The sequence below is a fragment of the Curtobacterium sp. NPDC089991 genome (genome assembly GCF_044748425.1).
In the GTDB taxonomy this organism is placed as follows: Bacteria; Actinomycetota; Actinomycetes; order Actinomycetales; family Microbacteriaceae; genus Curtobacterium.
Genome location: NZ_JBIVGB010000002.1, coordinates 512,379 through 529,063, shown reverse-complemented (window position 1 = coordinate 529,063; position 16,685 = coordinate 512,379). Strand labels below are relative to the sequence as shown.

Sequence of the window (16,685 nt, the reverse complement as noted above, 5' to 3'; positions counted from 1 at the left end):
GGGGGGGGGGGCCCCCGGGCGCCCCCCCCCCCCCCCCCCCCAACCGCGGGGACGGCACCCGCCCCCCCGCCCCGGCGGGCGGGGGGGCGCCCGTCACCCCCCGCCCACCGTCCCCCCCCGGCGGGCGCCCTCCCGCCCCCCAACACCCCCCCCCCCCCCCCCCCGGGGGGGGGGGGCCCCCCCCCCCCCCCCCCACCCCGCTGTCTGAAAGAGTCATCTCATGCGATTCGCCATCGGCGACACCGACTTCCTGCTCGACGGCGAGCCGCACCGCGTGCTGTCCGGTGCGATCCACTACTTCCGCGTACACCCCGACCTGTGGGCCGACCGGATCCGCAAGGCGAAGCTGATGGGCCTCAACACCATCGAGACCTACGTCGCCTGGAACGCGCACGCGCCGTCGCCCGGGGTCTTCGACCTGACCGGCGGGCTCGACCTCGGCCGGTTCCTCGACCTGGTCGCTGCCGAGGGGATGCACGCCATCGTCCGCCCCGGCCCCTACATCTGCGCGGAGTGGGCCAACGGCGGTCTGCCGTACTGGTTGTTCGCGGACGGCTCCGTGGGCGTCCGGCGCAACGAGCCCGGGTTCCTCGCGGCGGTCCAGACGTACCTGCAGCAGCTGGCCCCCGTGCTGGTCCCGCGGCAGATCGACCAGGGCGGGCCCATCGTCCTGGTGCAGGTCGAGAACGAGTACGGCGCCTACGGCTCCGACCCCGAGTACCTGCGTGCACTCGAGCAGATGCACCGCGACATCGGGCTGACCGTCCCGTTCACGAGCGTCGACCAGCCGATGGGCACGATGCTCGAGGACGGTTCGCTGCCGTCGCTGCAAAAGACCGGTTCGTTCGGCTCCCGGTCCGCCGCCCGTCTCGAGCGCCTTCGGCAGGCCCAGCCCACCGGCCCCCTGATGTGCTCGGAGTTCTGGGACGGCTGGTTCGACAGCTGGGGCGAGCACCACCACACCACCTCGGCCGCGGACAGCGCTGCGGACCTCGACGTCCTGCTGGCCGCCGGTGGCTCGGTCAACATCTACATGTTCCACGGCGGCACGAACTTCGGCTTCACCAACGGCGCCAACGACAAGGGCGTGTACCGTCCGATCGCGACGTCGTACGACTACGACGCCCCGCTCGACGAGGCTGGTCGGCCCACCTCGAAGTTCCACGCCTTCCGCGCGGTCATCGAGCGCTACGCGCCCGTCCCGCCGCTGCCGGCGTCCATGGAGCCGGGTGGGTCGGGTCGACTCGCGTCCGATGCGGCGGACGGAGTCGGCCTGGAGGCCCGGGTCGCCCCCGCCACGGACGTCGCCGTCCGCCTCGACCGCGTCGCGTCGCTCCGCTCCCTGCTGCCCACGCTCACGACGTGGTCGGCGCACGACGAGCCGCCGACGTTCGACGCCCTCGGTGCGGCCAGCGGCTTCGTCCTGTACCGCGCCGAGGTCGACCTGCCGACCGGCGGAGTGCTGACCATCGGGGAAGAGGTCCGCGACCGCGCGATCGTGTCCGTCGACGGCGTCGTCGTCGGCGTCCTGGAGCGCGAGCACCACGACCGCGCCGTCGTCCTGCCGCCGGTGACCGGCACGCTCGAACTGCTCGTCGAGGACCAGGGCCGGGTCGACTACGGCATCCGCATCGGCGAACCGAAGGGCCTGATCGGCGGAGTCGCCGTCGACGGTGTCCCGCTGTCGCGCTGGACCGCGGCACCGTTGGCGCTCGACCCGATCGCACCGTCCGCCCTCGATGCGCTGTCCGCGGTGGAGCCGACGGACGGCGAGGTGCTCGCCGGGCCGACGTTCGCCGCAGGGTCGTTCGACCTCGACGCGGTGGACGACCGCTACCTGGCGCTCGACGGCTTCCGCAAGGGGGTCGCCTGGGTGAACGGGTTCTGCCTCGGCCGGTACTGGTCGCGCGGCCCGCAGCAGACCCTGGCGATCCCCGGCCCGGTCCTGCGCTCAGGCCGGAACGACCTCCTCGTCCTCGAGCTGCACGCGTCGGCATCCCGCACGGCCCACCTGCTCCTCGAGCCGTCCTTAGGCCACACCGAGGGCTGACGAGGCTCGCCGCGTACCTGGTCGAATCGGGCGTACCTGGTCGGAACTTCCGACCAGGTACGCCCGATTCCGCTTTCCACCGCGGGCGTCATGGGACGTTTCGGACTTCGTGAGTCGCTGCCCACGCCCGCACCTCGAGGAGCGCCTCGTGTCGCCAGCGCCAGAGCGGGGCGAACTTCGTGCCGTCGTCCGCCCAAGCCCGGGTCAGCAGCCAGATCTGCCGTCGGTGGCCGACCCCGCGATCATCGCGCCACTCGACGTACGCGTCGTCGAGCACCGCGGTGATGCCCGCACGCGGTGCGGTCCACGACGACAGGAAGCCGGAGTACCGGAGGGTTTCGTCGGACAGGTGCACGGCGACGCGACGGAGCCTGGCCGTGGCCCAGGTCCCACCGGCGATGAAGGCGACACCGAGGACGAAGACGAACACCCGCGCCGATGCTCCGGGAACGAAGGCCACGCTCGCGAGTGCGACTCCTGTCCCGATCATCACCGGGCCGAACACGATGAGGTTCAGGATGCGATCCAGGCGCGGCGGACGAATCGTCGTCACGGCAGGGCGTCCAGATCGGCGAGTGCCCGCTCGGCGTCGGCGATCCGATCGGCCTCGGGGCGCGTCCACCACTCCGGGCCGCGTTCGCCCAGACCGTGCTTCGCGAGCCCGTTCCGGTGCCGAGCCGCGGCCAGCGCAGCGTCGTCGCCGGCGCGCTTCGCGGTCTTCACCGCGTTGCGCCCGCGCCCCAGGTGGGAGCGGAGCGCGGCCGCGAGTTCCTCGGGCAGGGCCGGGTCGGTGCGGCGCCAGCGTCGGCCGTTCACCACGAAGTAATGGTCGTCGGCTTCGGCGGTCATGCCCCGAGTCTGCACCGTCAGTGGTCCCCGGTAGACAGGAGTCGATGAGCAACGACCGCGCCCGCCCGATGCTCGACGTCCGTCGGATCTACGCCGAGCCCGCTGCCCTCGAACTGCAGCGCGGGCAAGAGGTGATCGGGCGCTGGCCGGACGCCGAGATCGTGCCGGTGGAGTCCCACTGGAACATCCCCGAGGTGCACGGCGACGAGCGCAACGTGCAGCGGTGGGTCCGGATCAAGACCGAGGCGCTGGTGCTCGGCGTGAAGAAGTCGTTGATCACGCGACCGAACGGCCGCTCCGCCGACTTCATCGCGCCCTCGACGGCGAACGGCTGTGCGATGGCGTGTGCGTACTGCTACGTCCCGCGGCGCAAGGGCTACAGCAACCCCGTCACGGTGTTCGCCAACATCGACCAGATCACGAAGCACGTCGCTCGCAACATCGCGAAGCAGGGGCCGAAGACCGAGCCGAACCAGTGCGATCCCGGGTCGTGGGTGTACGACATCGGCGAGAACAGCGACTGCTCGGTCGACGCGATGATCAGCGACAACGTCCGTGACCTGTGCGACCTGTTCCGGATGACCCCGACCGCGAAGGCGTCCTTCGCGACGAAGTACGTCAACCGCGAGTTGCTCGACTGGGACCCGATGGGCCGCACGCGCATCCGGTTCTCGCTCATGCCGCACGACACCGCGAAGGTCACCGACATCCGGACGAGTCCCGTCGCCGAGCGGATCGCTGCGGTGAACGAGTTCGTCGACGCCGGCTACGAGGTCCACCTGAACTTCTCGCCCGTCATCGTCACCCCGACGTGGGAGTCCGACTGGACCGAGCTGCTGCGGCAGGTCGACGACGTACTGTCACCGGCCGCCAAGGCGCAGATCGCGGCCGAGGTGATCTTCCTCACGCACAACCAACCCCTGCACGAGGTCAACCTCGGCTGGCACCCGAAGGCCGAGGACCTGCTCTGGCGCCCCGACCTGCAGGAGCAGAAGGTGTCGCAGAACGGCGCGGTGAACGTCCGCTACCGGTCCGGGATGAAGGGGCAGCTCGTCGAGCGCTTCCGCGAGCTCGTCGCCGAGCACCTGCCGTCCTGTCGGATCCGCTACGCCTTCTGACGGCCGGCGGGCTGGTGGCGCTCCGCCAGGGCCCGACGGACCTGATCGCCGCGCAGGGGGCGTCCGGCCAGCACGCCGCGCGGGACGTCCGTTGCCCGGAACCCGTCGAGCACCAGGTCCACCCAGCGTCGGTACGCCTCGGGTGCGACCCGGCCGAACGTGCGGATCGTCTCCGCGATCGACAGCTGCAGGAGTGCGACGTCGGCCAGGGTGGCGTCGGCGCGGATGACCGCGGCCGCCTGTCCGGCTGTGAAGAGGGCGTCGATCCCGTCCTGCACGGCGATGCGGAGCCGGAGCAGTTCCGGAGCGTCGCGGTAGTCGGTGGTCATGAGCTCGCTGAAGCCGGTGCGGCGCGCCTCGATCGCCGCCGTCTCGCGGACGAAGGTCGCGAAGCCCTCCCACGGGTCCGAGGCGGACAGCTCGCGGCAGTGCTCGACGAGGTCGAGCACCTCGTGCATCGGCTCGACCAGGACGGCTTCCCACAGCGCCGCTCGGGTCGGGAAGTGCCGGTACAGGGTCGCGTTGCCGAGTCCCGCTGCGACCGCGATCGGTTCCAGTGCAGCCTGGAGGCCGTGGTCGGTGAACGCGGACCGGGCCGCGTCGACGAGCGCCTGACGGTTCCGGGCGACGTCTCGGCGGGTCATGCACCGAGCCTAGATCGCGTGGCCGGGAATACGGGGAGCAGTCCCCGGTTTGAAACGGGGACAACCATCCGTTTCATCACCTGGAGTTCCCCGTGCACATCGCAGCCGTCGTCCTGTCCCTCGTCCTCGCCGTGGCCCTGCTCGGCTCGGGCGTCATGAAACTCGTCCGCAACCCGAAGATCGTCGCCTCGATGCAGGCCGTCCACGTCACTCCCGCGCAGATGACCGTCCTCGGTGTGCTCGAGGTCGCCGCTGCCGCCGGGCTCGTCATCGGCATCTGGTGGGTGCCCCTCGCCATCGCCGCGGCCATCGGCGCGGTGGTCTACTTCGTCGGCGCCGTGGTGGCGCACCTCCGAGCGCACGACAAGGACCTGCAGGGCGCCGTCGTCCTGCTGGTGCTGTCGGTCGCGACGCTCGTGGTGCTCCTGCTCGCGCTGTAGCCCGCTGTTCCGGGCCGACGACTCAGGGGATGAGTCGGTCGGCCCGGTAGCGCGCGAAGAGGTCGGCGAACGCGCGTTCGGTCCGGCGGAAGGCCGTGAACCCGGCCTCGCGGCTCTTCCCCATGTCGGTGACGACCTCCATCGCGCGACCGAGGTCGGCGTCGGTGTGCCACCACGAGGCGAGCCGTGTGATGTCCGCCTCTGCCAGACCGTGTCGCTCGGCGATGCCGGCCCACTCCGACTCGTGCGGCGCCATCTGCTGCTCGAGCGGTCGCGGCTCGTCCTGGTACCCGACCACCCGCGCCGGGTCGACGCCGAGGTGCGCAGCGAGCCGCGGCCACATCCAGCGCCACCGGAAGACGTCGCCGTTCACGATGTTGAAGGCCTCGTCGGCGCCCTCGGGTGCGGTCGCCGCCCACACCATCTGCTCGGCGAGGATCCCCGCCTCGGTCATGTCGGTCAGGCCGTTCCACTGCGCCTCGCTGCCCGGGAACACGAAGTCCAGGTCGAGCTCCTTCGCGAGCGTCGCCTGCACCGCGATCGTCAGGCCCATGTTCATGGCGTTGCCGACGGCGTGCCCGATCACGGTGTGCGAGCGGTGCACCGACCACGTGAAGCCCTGGCGCTCGGCGGCGGCGAACAGCTCGTCCTCCTGCGCGTAGTAGAAGTTCGGGGTGTCCAGGCGGGGTTCTTCCTCGTGGAAGGGCGTGTCCGGCATCTCGCCCGCGGCGTAGGCCTCGAACGGGCCGAGGTAGTGCTTCAGCCCGGTCACCAGTGCGACGTGCGCCAGCGGGGCATGCGCGAGTGCGGCGAGCAGGTCGCGGACCATGCCGCCGTTCACGCGGATGTTCTCCGCCTCCGTCCCCTGGCGCTGCCACGCGGTGAAGAACACGTGCGTGGGACGCTCGTCGGCCAGCGCGGCGCCGAGGCTGTCGGGATCGCGGAGATCCGCGGCGACGGTCCGGACGTCCTGCTGGGGGAGCGGGCGGCGCGACAGCGCGGTCATGTCCCAGCCGAGGTCGAGCAGGTGGCTCACCAGGGCGGAGCCGGTGATGCCGCTCGCCCCCACGACGAGGGCTCGGGGCTGGACGGGGGTCGGTTCGGTCGATCCGGTTGCAGTCATCCCCGTCCCCAACCGACGGTGCACGACAGGTGTTCCCTCACCGCGGGCGACGGATGCGGATCGGCCCCTTCGCCGTCGACGGGTCCACGACGGAGCCGCCCTGGGTGATCTCGACCTCGCCGCGCGCCATCATGCGCTGGGCTGCTCGACGGGCGGGTTCCATGAGCGGGCGCCAGTCGTCCGGTTCGAGCGACCGAGCGACCTCGGACGGACAGATGCTCGAGGTGCGTGCCCGTGCAGCGAGCAGCTCGTCGATGCGCTGCTCGAGTGCCAGGTCCGTCCGGTCCACTCCGTGGCGACGGCAGGCACGGGAGCACCACTTGGTTTCAGGCGCCGCCGACGACGGCATCCGACGGCCGCACGACACACAGGTCCGATCGGCCTGTGCCGACTCCGACGCCGCAGCGTCCGCTTCCGTCCTGATCGCACGTCCCATGCCCACATCCTCGTCCTGCCGTCCCTGTCCGTTCCCAGCACGGGAGCGCCCAGCACAGGCGCGGCTGGCAGCATCGGAGCGGTGAGCACCGACACCGCACCCTCCCGTCCGCCCGAGCCCGCCTGGGTGCCGCACGTCATGTGGTGGCACGTGTACCCGCTCGGGTTCGTCGGGGCGGACGTCCGCCCGGGGGTGCCGGTCGAGGAGCGCGCGGTCGAGCACCGTCTCGGCCGCATCGAACCCTGGCTCGACCACGTGGTGGACCTCGGCTTGAACGGCCTGGTGCTCGGGCCGGTGTTCGCGAGCTCCACCCATGGCTACGACACGGTGGACCACTTCCGGATCGACCCTCGGCTCGGCGACGAGGCCGACTTCGACCGTCTGGTGTCCGGGGCGCACGAGCGGGGGATCCGGGTCCTGCTCGACGGTGTCTTCAACCACGTCGGCCGTGAGCACCCGGCGTTCCGGGCGCTCGGAGAAGAGGGACCGGACGGGGCGACCGCTGGCCTGTTCGCGATCGACTGGTCGGGGTGGACGCCGGGGCAGCCGGTGCCCGTCGGGTTGTTCGAGGGACACGACATCCTCGTGGCGCTGGACCACGACAGCCGAGCGACCGAGGACCTCGTCGTCCAGGTGATGACGCACTGGCTGGAGCGCGGGATCGACGGCTGGCGCCTCGACGCGGCGTACGCGGTGCCACCGGCGTTCTGGGCCAGGGTGCTGCCACGGGTGCGCGAGCGGTTCCCGGACGCGTGGTTCAGCGGTGAGGTGATCCACGGCGACGCGGCGGCGATCGCGCGGGAGTCGACCATGGACTCGTTGACGCAGTACGAACTGTGGCAGGGCATCTGGCACGGCATCGCGGACGGCAACGGCCACGAGCTGGCGCACGCGATCGAGCGGCACGACGCCCTGCTCGAGACGTTCGCCCCGACGACCTTCATCGGCAACCACGACGTGACCCGCATCGCGAGCGCGGTGGGGGAGGAGTTCGCCGGGCACGCGGCAGCGGTGCTGTTCACCGTCGCCGGCACCCCGATCGTCTACGCGGGCGACGAGTACGGCTGGACCGGGGTGAAGGAGGAACGCGAGGGTGGCGACGACGCGGTCCGACCGGAGTTCCCGGACGCACCACCCGCAGCGGGCGATCTGACGCACGCGTACGAGGCCCTGATCGCCCTGCGCCGCCGCAACCCGTGGTTGCACCGGGCGCACACCGACGTGGTGCACCTGACGAACACTGCGGTCGTCCTGCGGACCGCGACGTCGGACGCGGCCGTGGTGACCGCCCTGAACCTGTCGGCCGATCCCGTCGAGGTGCCCGCGGCGGATGCGACGCAGGTGGAGGCGGGCGGCGCGGATCTCGGGGACGGAACCCTGCGCCTCCCGGCCAGGGGGTGGGCGGTCCTGTCCCGCTGACGCACGAAAGCGACAGAAGTGCGCGGACGTTCCGCAGCACTCTGTCGCTTTCGCGGGGGTGACCCCGGAAGGACGCCCCTACTTGCGCGCGGCGGCCGCCCGACGCTTGTTGAACACGTCGAACGCGACGGCGGCGAGCAGGACCAAGCCCTTGATGAGCGACTGGTACTCGGTGCCGACCCCGAGGATCGACATGCCGTTGTTCAGCAGCCCGATGATGAGACCACCGACGATGGCGCCGGGGACCGTGCCGATGCCGCCGGTGACCGCTGCGCCACCGATGAACACCGCGGCGATGGCGTCGAGTTCGAAGCCGTTGCCCGCACCGGGTGCCGCCAGGTTGAGCTGACCGGTGAAGACCACGCCGGCCAGGGCCGAGATGACTCCCATGTTGACGAACAGCATGAACGTGACGCGCTTCGTCTTCACGCCGGACAGCTGCGCGGCCAGGGCGTTGCCGCCGATGGCGTAGACGTGGCGGCCGAACACCGCGCTCCGCATGATGACCGAGTAGATCACCACGAGTGCGCCGAGGATGACGAGCACGATCGGGGTGCCGTTGTAGCTCGCGAGCAGCAGGGCCACGTAGACGACCAGCACGACGCCGAAGACGAGCTTCACGATGAACCAGGCGAACGGTTCGCTCTCGAGCTGGTACTTGCGGCGGGTGGCCCGGCCGCGGAACGCCGTGACGGCCATGACCGCCGCGGCGGCGAAGCCGAGGATCATCGTGAGCGGCTCGTACCCGGTGGTGCCGAACGACGGCAGGAAGCCGGAGCCGAGGGCACGGAACCCGTCCGGGAACGGCGAGATCTGCTGGTTGTGCAGCACGATCTGCGCCGCACCGCGGAAGGCGAGCATGCCGGCCAGGGTGACGATGAACGCCGGGATCCCGAAGTAGGCGATCCAGAACCCCTGCCAGGCGCCGACGAGCGCACCGACGACCAGGCAGAGCACGACGGCGATCGGCCACGGGATGTGCCACTGCGTGATCATCACGCCGGCCATGGCGCCGGTGAAGGCGACGACCGACCCGACGGACAGGTCGATGTGCCCGGCGATGATGACCATCACCATGCCGATGGCGAGGATGAGGATGTAGCTGTTCTGGACGATCAGGTTCGAGACGTTGATCGGGGCCAGGGTGATGCCGTTGGTCGTCACCTGGAAGAAGACGACGATGACGATCAGCGCGATGAACAGGCCGATCTGTCGGAGCTGCCCGGTGAGGTAGCCGGCGGCGGACTTAAGCGCGTTCATTGACAGGGGTCTCCCGTTCCTGGGTCATGTACTGCATGAGGACCTCTGGGGTGGCCTCGGAGCGGGGCACATCGGCGGTGATGGTGCCCTCGGAGAGTGTGTAGATGCGGTCGCAGATGCCGAGGAGCTCCGGGAGCTCCGAGGAGATCACGATGACCCCCTTGCCCTGGTCCGCGAGGCTGTTGATGATCGTGTAGATCTCGTACTTCGCACCGACGTCGATGCCGCGGGTCGGCTCGTCGAGGATGAGCACGTCCGGGTCGGTGTACATCCACTTCGACAGGACGACCTTCTGCTGGTTGCCGCCGGAGAGCTTGCCCGTGATGACGTCGACGTTCGGTGCCTTGATGTTGAGGTTCTTCAGGAACTGCCCGGCGACCGTGGTCTCCTCGGACGCGTTCACGAAGCCCCAGCTGGCGAGCTTGCCGAGCGCCGACCCGGAGATGTTCCGTTTGATGTCGTCGATCAGGTTCAGGCCGTAGCGCTTGCGGTCCTCGGTGACGTACGCGATGCCGTGGTCGATCGCCTGCGACACCGTGTGGGTCTTGATCGGCTCGCCGCGCTTGTACACGGTCCCGCTGATCCCGGATCCGTACGACCGGCCGAACACGCTCATCGCGAGTTCGGTCCGCCCGGCGCCCATGAGCCCGGCGATGCCGACGATCTCGCCGGCGCGGACGTTCAGGTCGACCTGGTGGATGATCTCGCGCGACCCGTCGAGCGGGTGGTGGACCGTCCAGTCCTCGATCCGCAGGAGTTCCTCGCCGATCTTCGGTTCGTGCTCGGGGTACCGGTTCGACAGGTCGCGGCCGACCATCCCGCGGATGATGCGGTCCTCGGAGACGTCGTCGGCGTGCATGTCGAGCGTCTCGATGGTCTTGCCGTCGCGGATGATCGTGACCTTGTCGGCGATCGCCTTGATCTCGTTGAGCTTGTGGCTGATGATGATCGCCGTCATGCCCTCGGCCTGCAGCGAGCGGATGAGCTCGAGCAGGTGCGCGGAGTCGTCGTCGTTCAGGGCGGCTGTGGGCTCGTCGAGGATGAGGAGCTTGACCTTCTTCGACAGCGCCTTCGCGATCTCGACGAGCTGCTGCTTGCCGACACCGATGTCCACGATCTTCGTGACCGGGTTGTCCTTGAGGCCGACGCGCTGCAGGAGCTCGGCGGCTGCCAGGTTCGTCTTGTTCCAGTCGATGAAGCCGCCCTTGGACCGCTCGTTGCCGAGGAAGATGTTCTCGGCGATCGACAGGAACGGGCTCAGCGCGAGCTCCTGGTGGATGATGACGACGCCGGCTGCTTCGGAACCGTTGATGTCGTGGAACGCGACGGGCGACCCGTCGAGCAGGATCTCGCCCTCGAAGGAGCCGTGCGGGTAGACGCCCGACAACACCTTCATGAGGGTCGACTTGCCGGCGCCGTTCTCGCCGCAGATGGCGTGGACCTGTCCACGCTCGACCTCGATCGAGACGCCCTGCAGGGCCTTCACGCCGGGGAACGTCTTGGTGATGTCACGCATCTCGAGGATCGTGTCCGTCACGTCGACCGCCTTCCGTGGTGCGCGCCGTGGCGCGCGGATGGGGCGGACGGGAGGCACGGGGCGGGGTCGACCCGTGCCTCCTGTCCGACAGGTGGGTTGCGACTACTTCAGGTCGGCTTCGGTGTAGTAACCCGAGTCGACGAGGACTTCCTTGTAGTTGTCCTTGGTGACGACCGTCGGCTGGAACAGGAAGGTCGGGACGACCTTGACCTTGTTGTCGTAGCTCTTCGTGTCGTTGACCTCGGGCTTGTCACCGGTGAGCAGGTCCTCGGCCATGGTGACCGACTGCTTGGCGAGCTTGCGGGTGTCCTTGTAGATGGTCGAGTACTGCTGACCGGCGATGATCGACTTGACCGAGGCCGCCTCGGCGTCCTGGCCCGTCACGATCGGCAGCGGACGGTCGCTGGTGCCGTAGCCGGCACCCTGCAGCGCCGAGATGATGCCGATCGAGATGCCGTCGTACGGCGAGAGCACGCCGTCGAGCGTGGTGCCGCCCGAGTACGACTTCGCGACGAGGTTCTGCATGCGGGCCTTGGCGGTCGCCGGGTCCCACTGCTGCGTGGCGGCCTGCGAGAGCTGGTCCTGACCGGACTGGATCTTCAGCGTGCCGTCCTCGAGGTACGGCTTGAGGGTCTTCATGGCGCCGTTGAAGAAGAAGCTGGCGTTGTTGTCGTCGAGCGAGCCGGCGAAGACCTCGATGTTGAACGGGCCCTTCTCGCCGGTCTTCTCGCCCTTGTCGTCGAGGACGCCGAGGCCGGTGAGCAGGCTCGTCGCCTGGTCGACGCCGACCTTCTCGTTGTCGAACGACACGTAGTAGTCGACGTTCTTGTTGCCCGTCAGCAGGCGGTCGTAGGAGATCACCTTGATGCCGGCCTTGGCGGCGGCGTCGAGCTGGTCGGAGAGGGCTCCGCCGTCGATCGACGCGATGATGAGGACCTTCGCGCCCTTCGTGATCATGTTGCTGACCTGCTGGGCCTGCTGCTGGACCTTGTTGTCGCCGTACTCGAGGTCGACCTTGTAACCGGCCTTCTCGAGGTCGCTCTTGACGGCGTCGCCGTCCTTGATCCAGCGTTCCGAGACCTTGGTCGGCATGGCGACGCCGACGAGGGCGCCCTTGTTGTCGCTGCTGTTGCCGCCGCCGTCGGTGGACGCGCGGCCACCGGCCGAGCAGCCGGCGAGTGCGATCGCGATGCCGAGGGCTGCAACGCCCGCGATGATCCTGCGCTTCGTCATCGAAGTACCTCTGTTCCTCTCGCGTCGTCCTCGACGCGCTCAGGTGCCGGGGCTGCTGTGCCCCGAGGGATGTGCTCGTGTGAGCGCTCACATACTGGGGCTTTCGTAACGGGGTGTCAACTCGACCTGACCGTTTCGCGATCTTGCCGCGCGGGCCGGACTGCGCGGTACGGTTGGCCTCGTGACGACCACGACCGCCCCAGGGGGCACGGGCGGCAAACGCCGGAAGGCTCCGACGATCTTCGACGTCGCCGAGCGTGCGGGCGTCTCCCACCAGACCGTCTCGCGCGTGATCAACGGCGACCCGACGGTCCGCGACGCCTTCCGCACGCAGGTCACCGACGCCGTCCACGACCTCGGCTACCGACCCCGCGCCGCCGCCCGCGCACTCGCCGGGGGGCGGAGCCGCGCGCTCGGCATCATCACCGCTGGCGACGCGCTGTACGGTCCGTCGAGCACCGCGATCGGCTTCGAACGCGCGGCCCGGTCGGCCGGGTACCACGTGCTGCTCTCCACCCTGCCCGAGGAACCGACGCCGTCCGACCTGTCCGGTGCACTCACGACGCTGCTCGCGCAGGACGTCGCCGCGATCGTGCTCGTCGCCGCGGACAACCGGGTGCTCGACGCCCTCGGGTCGCTCACCGTGCCGGTCACCGTGCCGGTCGTCGTGTCCAACGCCGTGCAGCGCGACGCCGTGCGGACCCCGGCGGCGTCGACCGTCGCCGCGGTCGCGATCGACCAGGCCGCCGGGACGTCGCTCGTGATGGAACACCTGTTCGCGCGCGGGCACCGGCGGATCGTGCACATCGCCGGACCACCGGTGTCGCAGGAGTCCGAGGTGCGCCGTGCCACGTACGTCCGGATCATGCAGGACGCCGGCCTCGAGCCCGTCGTGCTCGACGGCGACTGGACCCCGGGGAGCGGGTTCGCGGCCGCACGGCACATCGACGTGACGGCCGTCGACGCGGTGTTCGCCGGCAACGACCAGATGGCGCTCGGGGTGCTCCACGCCTTCGCCGACGAGGGCCTGCGCGTGCCCGACGACATCGCGGTGGTCGGGTTCGACGACGTCCCCGAGGCCGCGCACTTCACCCCGCCGCTGACCACCGTGCGGCAGGACTTCCGGGCGATGGGAGAGCGGGTGCTCGACACCGTGCGGGCCCTGGTCGAGGGCGAGCCCCGCGACGAGACCCTGCTGGCGCCCGAGCTCGTGGTGCGCCGGTCGGCGTAGCCCGCGCGGAGCGCGGCCGAGCTTGCGCGGATGGTGCGAGGCTGACCCGACCGTCAGCCCTTCAGCGCGCCGGACGACAGGCCTGCGACGTAGAACCGCTGCAGTCCGACGTAGAGCGCGATGCACGGGATCATCGCCACCACCGACCCGGCGACGAGGTTGCCGTACGACACCTGCCCGTACGCCCCGGTCTGCAGGTTGAGCAGCGCCACCGGCAGCGTGTAGAGCGAGTCCTTCGTCAGGAAGGTCAGCGCCCCGAGGAACTCCGTCCACGACGCCAGGAACGCGTACAGCGCAGCGGTGGCCGCGCCGGGCAGCAGGAGCGGGCGGAGCACCGACACGACGACCCGGAAGCGTGAGGCCCCGTCGACGAACGCCGAGTCCTCGAGCTCGGTCGGGATCGACTCGAACGCGTTCCGCATCACGAACACCCCGAACGGCAGGTTCACCGTCGTGTAGAACAGCACGAGCCCGAGCAGTGAGTTCGTGAGCTTCATGGCGTTCATCTCGAGGTACAGCGGGGTGAGGATCGCTTGGAACGGCACCATCATCGTCAGCAGCACCAGGCCGAACACGATGCCCGACCCGCGGAACCGGAAGCGGGCGAACCCGTACCCGGCCATCGTCGCGATCACCGCTGTCAGCACCGCCGTGGCGATCGACACGATCAACGAGTTGAACACGCCGGTCAGCAGATGCGACGACGAGCTGAAGACGGCGGCGAAGTTCTGCCAGCCGAGCTGGAAGAAGGTCGCGGGGTCGGCGGCCTGCGTGATGACGGCCTCGGACTGGAACGCCCGCAGGATCGACCACAGCAGCGGGACGCCGAAGACGAGCACCGACCCGACGCCGGCGATCACGTACAGGGTGCGCTTGACGGCGGTGTCGCGGGGGTGCCGGACGCTGCCCTGGTGGTGGCGCCGGCGGCGTCCGTCACCGGTGGTGGTCAGCGTGCGGGTGGACAGGTCCGGCGCCGCGAGGCCGGCACGGGAGGTCGTGGTGCTCATGGCTCAGTCCTTCTCTCGCAGTGCCCAGAACTGGAACACCGTGACGGCGGCGATGACGACGACCAGGGCGATCGACTCGGCGGTCGCGGCGCCGAGCTGCAGGTTGACGAAGCCACGGTTGTAGATCGCGTTGACGATCGTCGTGGTCTCGGTCCCCGGCCCGCCCTGGGTCAGGATGTAGAACTGGTTGAACGCGAGCAGCGAGCCGATCACCGAGATGATGGCGCTGAGGGCGATGGTCGAGCGGATCATCGGCAGGGTGATGAGTCGTTCGGTCTGCCACCAGGACGCGCCCTCGAGCTGCGCCGACTCGTAGACCTCGTCGGGGATGCCCTGCATGGCCGACATCAGGAGCACCATCGTCAGGCCGGACACCGCCCAGACCACGAGCACGCAGATGAGCAGCGTGGCGAGGGGGCCGTTGACGAGCCAAGCGGTGCTGCCGTCGGTGATGCCGAGCCAGCGGAGCACCATGTTGACGGCTCCGGAGTTCGGCTGCGCCTCGAGCACGAGCATGAACGACAGCGTCGTCAGGCCGACGACGTACGGCAGGAAGAACACCGTCCGCAGCAGGGTGCTGCCCCGACGCCGTGCCCGGATGAGCACCGCCAGGAAGTAGCCGAGCACCAGGATCGGCACCGTCACGATCGCGGTGTACAGCAGCGTGTACCCGATGGCGTGCACGAACGTCGGGTCCTGGAACAGCGTCAGGTAGTTCTGCAGCCCGATGAACCGGTACGGGCCGATCAGGGGCCAGTTCGTGAACGAGATGTAGAGCGCGAACACGAGCGGGGCGAGGACGAACACCGCGACGAAGACGATCGCCGGGGTGACGAGCACGGCGCCGGCGCGCGGCGGGTGCGTGAGCGACCCGCGGGACGGACCCGAGCGACCCTGGCGGCCCGGGCGGCCGGCGCCGCGGCCGACGGTGGGGCGGCCGGCGCCGGTCCGTCGGTTGGAGATGGTGGTCATGTCTGCACCTCTCTGTGCAACGAGCGAACGAACGAGCGAACAGGCGAGCGAGCGACGGTCAGGCCTGGACCTGGCCGAGGATGCGGGTGTAGTCCGCCTGCGCCGTCTTCATCGCGGCAGCGGTGCCCGAGCCGAACACGGCCTCGCGGAACATCGCGAAGTACGGTGACGACGGCTGGTTGTTGAGCAGGTTGTACGCCAGGGTCTGTGGCGCGTAGCCCTTGTCGATGGCGTCGAGCGGGCCGAACGCCAACGGGAACCGCTTCCGGTACTCGGGCGTCGCGGCGTCGGATCGGGTGGGGAAGTACCCGCCGTCGGGCAGGGCCTGCTGTTGCTGCAGGCCGTTCGCGTACTGCATGAACGCCCAGCCCCCGGACGGGTTCGCCGCCCCGTTCGGGATGCACATGTTGTCGCCGCCGTCGAAGAACGACCGCTGGCCGTCCCACGACGGGATGAGCACCGTCTGCATCTTCGCCCGCATCGCCTTGGTGGCCGCGGGCACGGTGGCGCCGTACGAGGTCGGGAAGATCCCGACCTTGCCGGCCCGGAAGTCCGCGCCCCACGTGGTGCCGGCATCCGAGTAGGTCGCCTTCGACAGCGCGCCGTCCTTCCAGAGCTGCCGGTAGAACTCGAGCATCCGTTCCAGCGCTTCGTTGCCGGTGATGTTCGCCGTCTGCTTGCCGACCTCGCCGGACATCATGTCGACGCCGGTCGCCCAGACGTGCGGCTGGGTGACGAAGCCGATGATGCCGGCGGCGTTGCCGGAGATCGACCACCCGTAGACGTCGTCGTCGAGCTTCCGGATGGCCTTCGCCGCGTCGAGCAGCGTGGAGAGGTCCTTCGTCGACTCCTCGACGTCGAGCCCGGCCCGGTCGAACAGCTCGGTGTTGACGAACAGCTGCGAGTTGTCCGCCAGGTAGGGCAGCCCGTAGTACCGGTCGCGGTACTCGAGCAGCCGCAGGTGACCCGGCGAGATCGCGTCGAAGTAGTCGAGGCCCTTGACGACGTCGGTCAGGTCGGCGAACGCCTCACGGAAGATGAACAGCTGCGAGTTGATGTCGTCGATGTCCACGACGTCCGGCGGCTCACCACCGCGGATGGCCGTCGCGAGCTTCGTCACGTACTGCCCGTCCGGCACCGGGGTCAGCTCGACCTGCAGCTTCGGATTCGCCTTGTTGAACCCGGCCACGGCCGAGGTCAGCCCGGCCTGGGTCGCGGACCGGCACCAGACGTGCACGGTGCCGGTCGCGTCCTTCCCGAAGCTCGCCACCTTCGCGTCGACCTTGGGCAGGGTGCCGGAGCACCCCGCCAGGGCGAGTGCTGCGCCGCCGGCGACACCGCCGACCAGGAACGCTCTGCGGTCCAT

General features: G+C 69.7%; 16 protein-coding genes. 5 read left to right on the top strand and 11 right to left on the bottom strand.

What is annotated here, in order from left to right:
• Positions 1–220: 220 nt before the first annotated feature.
• Positions 221–2,050: a beta-galactosidase family protein gene (locus ACIPV1_RS07665; protein ID WP_402726080.1), complete on the top strand. Its 1,830-nt coding sequence runs from the start codon at positions 221–223 to the stop codon at positions 2,048–2,050.
• 88 nt (positions 2,051–2,138) lie between these two features.
• Here the strand turns inward: ACIPV1_RS07665 and ACIPV1_RS07660 are convergent, their stop codons facing one another.
• Positions 2,139–2,603, bottom strand: coding sequence for a hypothetical protein (locus ACIPV1_RS07660; RefSeq protein ID WP_123938473.1), 465 nt, complete (start codon positions 2,601–2,603; stop codon positions 2,139–2,141).
• Complete coding sequence (locus ACIPV1_RS07655; RefSeq protein ID WP_123938474.1) at positions 2,600–2,899, bottom strand: biopolymer transporter Tol; 300 nt, start codon at positions 2,897–2,899, stop codon at positions 2,600–2,602. The genes ACIPV1_RS07660 and ACIPV1_RS07655 overlap by 4 nt, the downstream gene beginning before the upstream one ends.
• A 44-nt stretch (positions 2,900–2,943) precedes the next feature.
• Between ACIPV1_RS07655 and ACIPV1_RS07650 the strand changes: the two genes are divergently transcribed.
• Positions 2,944–4,017 (top strand): spore photoproduct lyase family protein, encoded by a 1,074-nt coding sequence (locus ACIPV1_RS07650; protein WP_123938475.1) that lies wholly within the window; start codon positions 2,944–2,946, stop codon positions 4,015–4,017.
• Here ACIPV1_RS07650 and ACIPV1_RS07645 read toward each other — a convergent pair.
• Positions 4,005–4,661 (bottom strand): TetR/AcrR family transcriptional regulator, encoded by a 657-nt coding sequence (locus ACIPV1_RS07645; RefSeq protein ID WP_123938476.1) that lies wholly within the window; start codon positions 4,659–4,661, stop codon positions 4,005–4,007. The genes ACIPV1_RS07650 and ACIPV1_RS07645 overlap by 13 nt on opposite strands.
• 92 nt (positions 4,662–4,753) lie before the next feature.
• On the opposite strand from ACIPV1_RS07645, the gene ACIPV1_RS07640 reads away from it, so the two are divergent.
• The gene (locus ACIPV1_RS07640; RefSeq protein ID WP_123938477.1) at positions 4,754–5,101 is read left to right on the top strand and encodes a DoxX family protein; all 348 of its coding nucleotides are present in this window, start codon (positions 4,754–4,756) and stop codon (positions 5,099–5,101) included.
• A gap of 22 nt (positions 5,102–5,123) precedes the next feature.
• Here the strand turns inward: ACIPV1_RS07640 and ACIPV1_RS07635 are convergent, their stop codons facing one another.
• Both ACIPV1_RS07635 and ACIPV1_RS07630 read right to left on the bottom strand, forming a co-directional pair.
• Positions 5,124–6,224 (bottom strand): SDR family oxidoreductase, encoded by a 1,101-nt coding sequence (locus ACIPV1_RS07635; protein ID WP_123938478.1) that lies wholly within the window; start codon positions 6,222–6,224, stop codon positions 5,124–5,126.
• A gap of 37 nt (positions 6,225–6,261) precedes the next feature.
• A complete protein-coding gene (locus ACIPV1_RS07630; RefSeq protein ID WP_235035881.1) occupies positions 6,262–6,513 on the bottom strand; it encodes a DUF3253 domain-containing protein in 252 nt (83 codons plus the stop codon).
• Positions 6,514–6,741: 228 nt separating this feature from the next.
• Between ACIPV1_RS07630 and ACIPV1_RS07625 the strand changes: the two genes are divergently transcribed.
• Positions 6,742–8,079: an alpha-amylase family glycosyl hydrolase gene (locus tag ACIPV1_RS07625; protein ID WP_260154930.1), complete on the top strand. Its 1,338-nt coding sequence runs from the start codon at positions 6,742–6,744 to the stop codon at positions 8,077–8,079.
• Between the two features lie 78 nt (positions 8,080–8,157).
• Here ACIPV1_RS07625 and mmsB read toward each other — a convergent pair whose 3' ends face one another.
• The 3 genes from mmsB to chvE all read right to left on the bottom strand — a co-directional run bounded on the left by mmsB (position 8,158) and on the right by chvE (position 12,109).
• Positions 8,158–9,339, bottom strand: coding sequence for a multiple monosaccharide ABC transporter permease (gene mmsB, locus ACIPV1_RS07620; RefSeq protein ID WP_111086259.1), 1,182 nt, complete (start codon positions 9,337–9,339; stop codon positions 8,158–8,160).
• The gene (gene mmsA, locus ACIPV1_RS07615) at positions 9,326–10,876 is read right to left on the bottom strand and encodes a multiple monosaccharide ABC transporter ATP-binding protein (RefSeq protein WP_123338695.1); all 1,551 of its coding nucleotides are present in this window, start codon (positions 10,874–10,876) and stop codon (positions 9,326–9,328) included. Before mmsA ends, mmsB begins: the two co-directional genes overlap by 14 nt.
• A gap of 102 nt (positions 10,877–10,978) precedes the next feature.
• Positions 10,979–12,109 (bottom strand): multiple monosaccharide ABC transporter substrate-binding protein, encoded by a 1,131-nt coding sequence (gene chvE, locus ACIPV1_RS07610; RefSeq protein ID WP_123938480.1) that lies wholly within the window; start codon positions 12,107–12,109, stop codon positions 10,979–10,981.
• A gap of 181 nt (positions 12,110–12,290) precedes the next feature.
• Between chvE and ACIPV1_RS07605 the strand changes: the two genes are divergently transcribed.
• On the top strand, positions 12,291–13,340 hold the full coding sequence (locus tag ACIPV1_RS07605; protein WP_123938481.1) for a substrate-binding domain-containing protein: 1,050 nt from the start codon (positions 12,291–12,293) through the stop codon (positions 13,338–13,340).
• A 53-nt stretch (positions 13,341–13,393) separates the two neighbouring features.
• Here ACIPV1_RS07605 and ACIPV1_RS07600 read toward each other — a convergent pair whose 3' ends face one another.
• The 3 genes from ACIPV1_RS07600 to ACIPV1_RS07590 are packed head-to-tail and all read right to left on the bottom strand — an operon-like array spanning position 13,394 to position 16,685.
• Positions 13,394–14,347: a carbohydrate ABC transporter permease gene (locus ACIPV1_RS07600; RefSeq protein WP_123291928.1), complete on the bottom strand. Its 954-nt coding sequence runs from the start codon at positions 14,345–14,347 to the stop codon at positions 13,394–13,396.
• Between the two features lie 3 nt (positions 14,348–14,350).
• Entirely contained in the window at positions 14,351–15,319 is a 969-nt protein-coding gene (locus tag ACIPV1_RS07595; RefSeq protein ID WP_123938482.1) for a carbohydrate ABC transporter permease, read from the bottom strand.
• 58 nt (positions 15,320–15,377) lie between these two features.
• On the bottom strand, positions 15,378–16,685 hold the full coding sequence (locus ACIPV1_RS07590) for a sugar ABC transporter substrate-binding protein (RefSeq protein ID WP_123938483.1): 1,308 nt from the start codon (positions 16,683–16,685) through the stop codon (positions 15,378–15,380).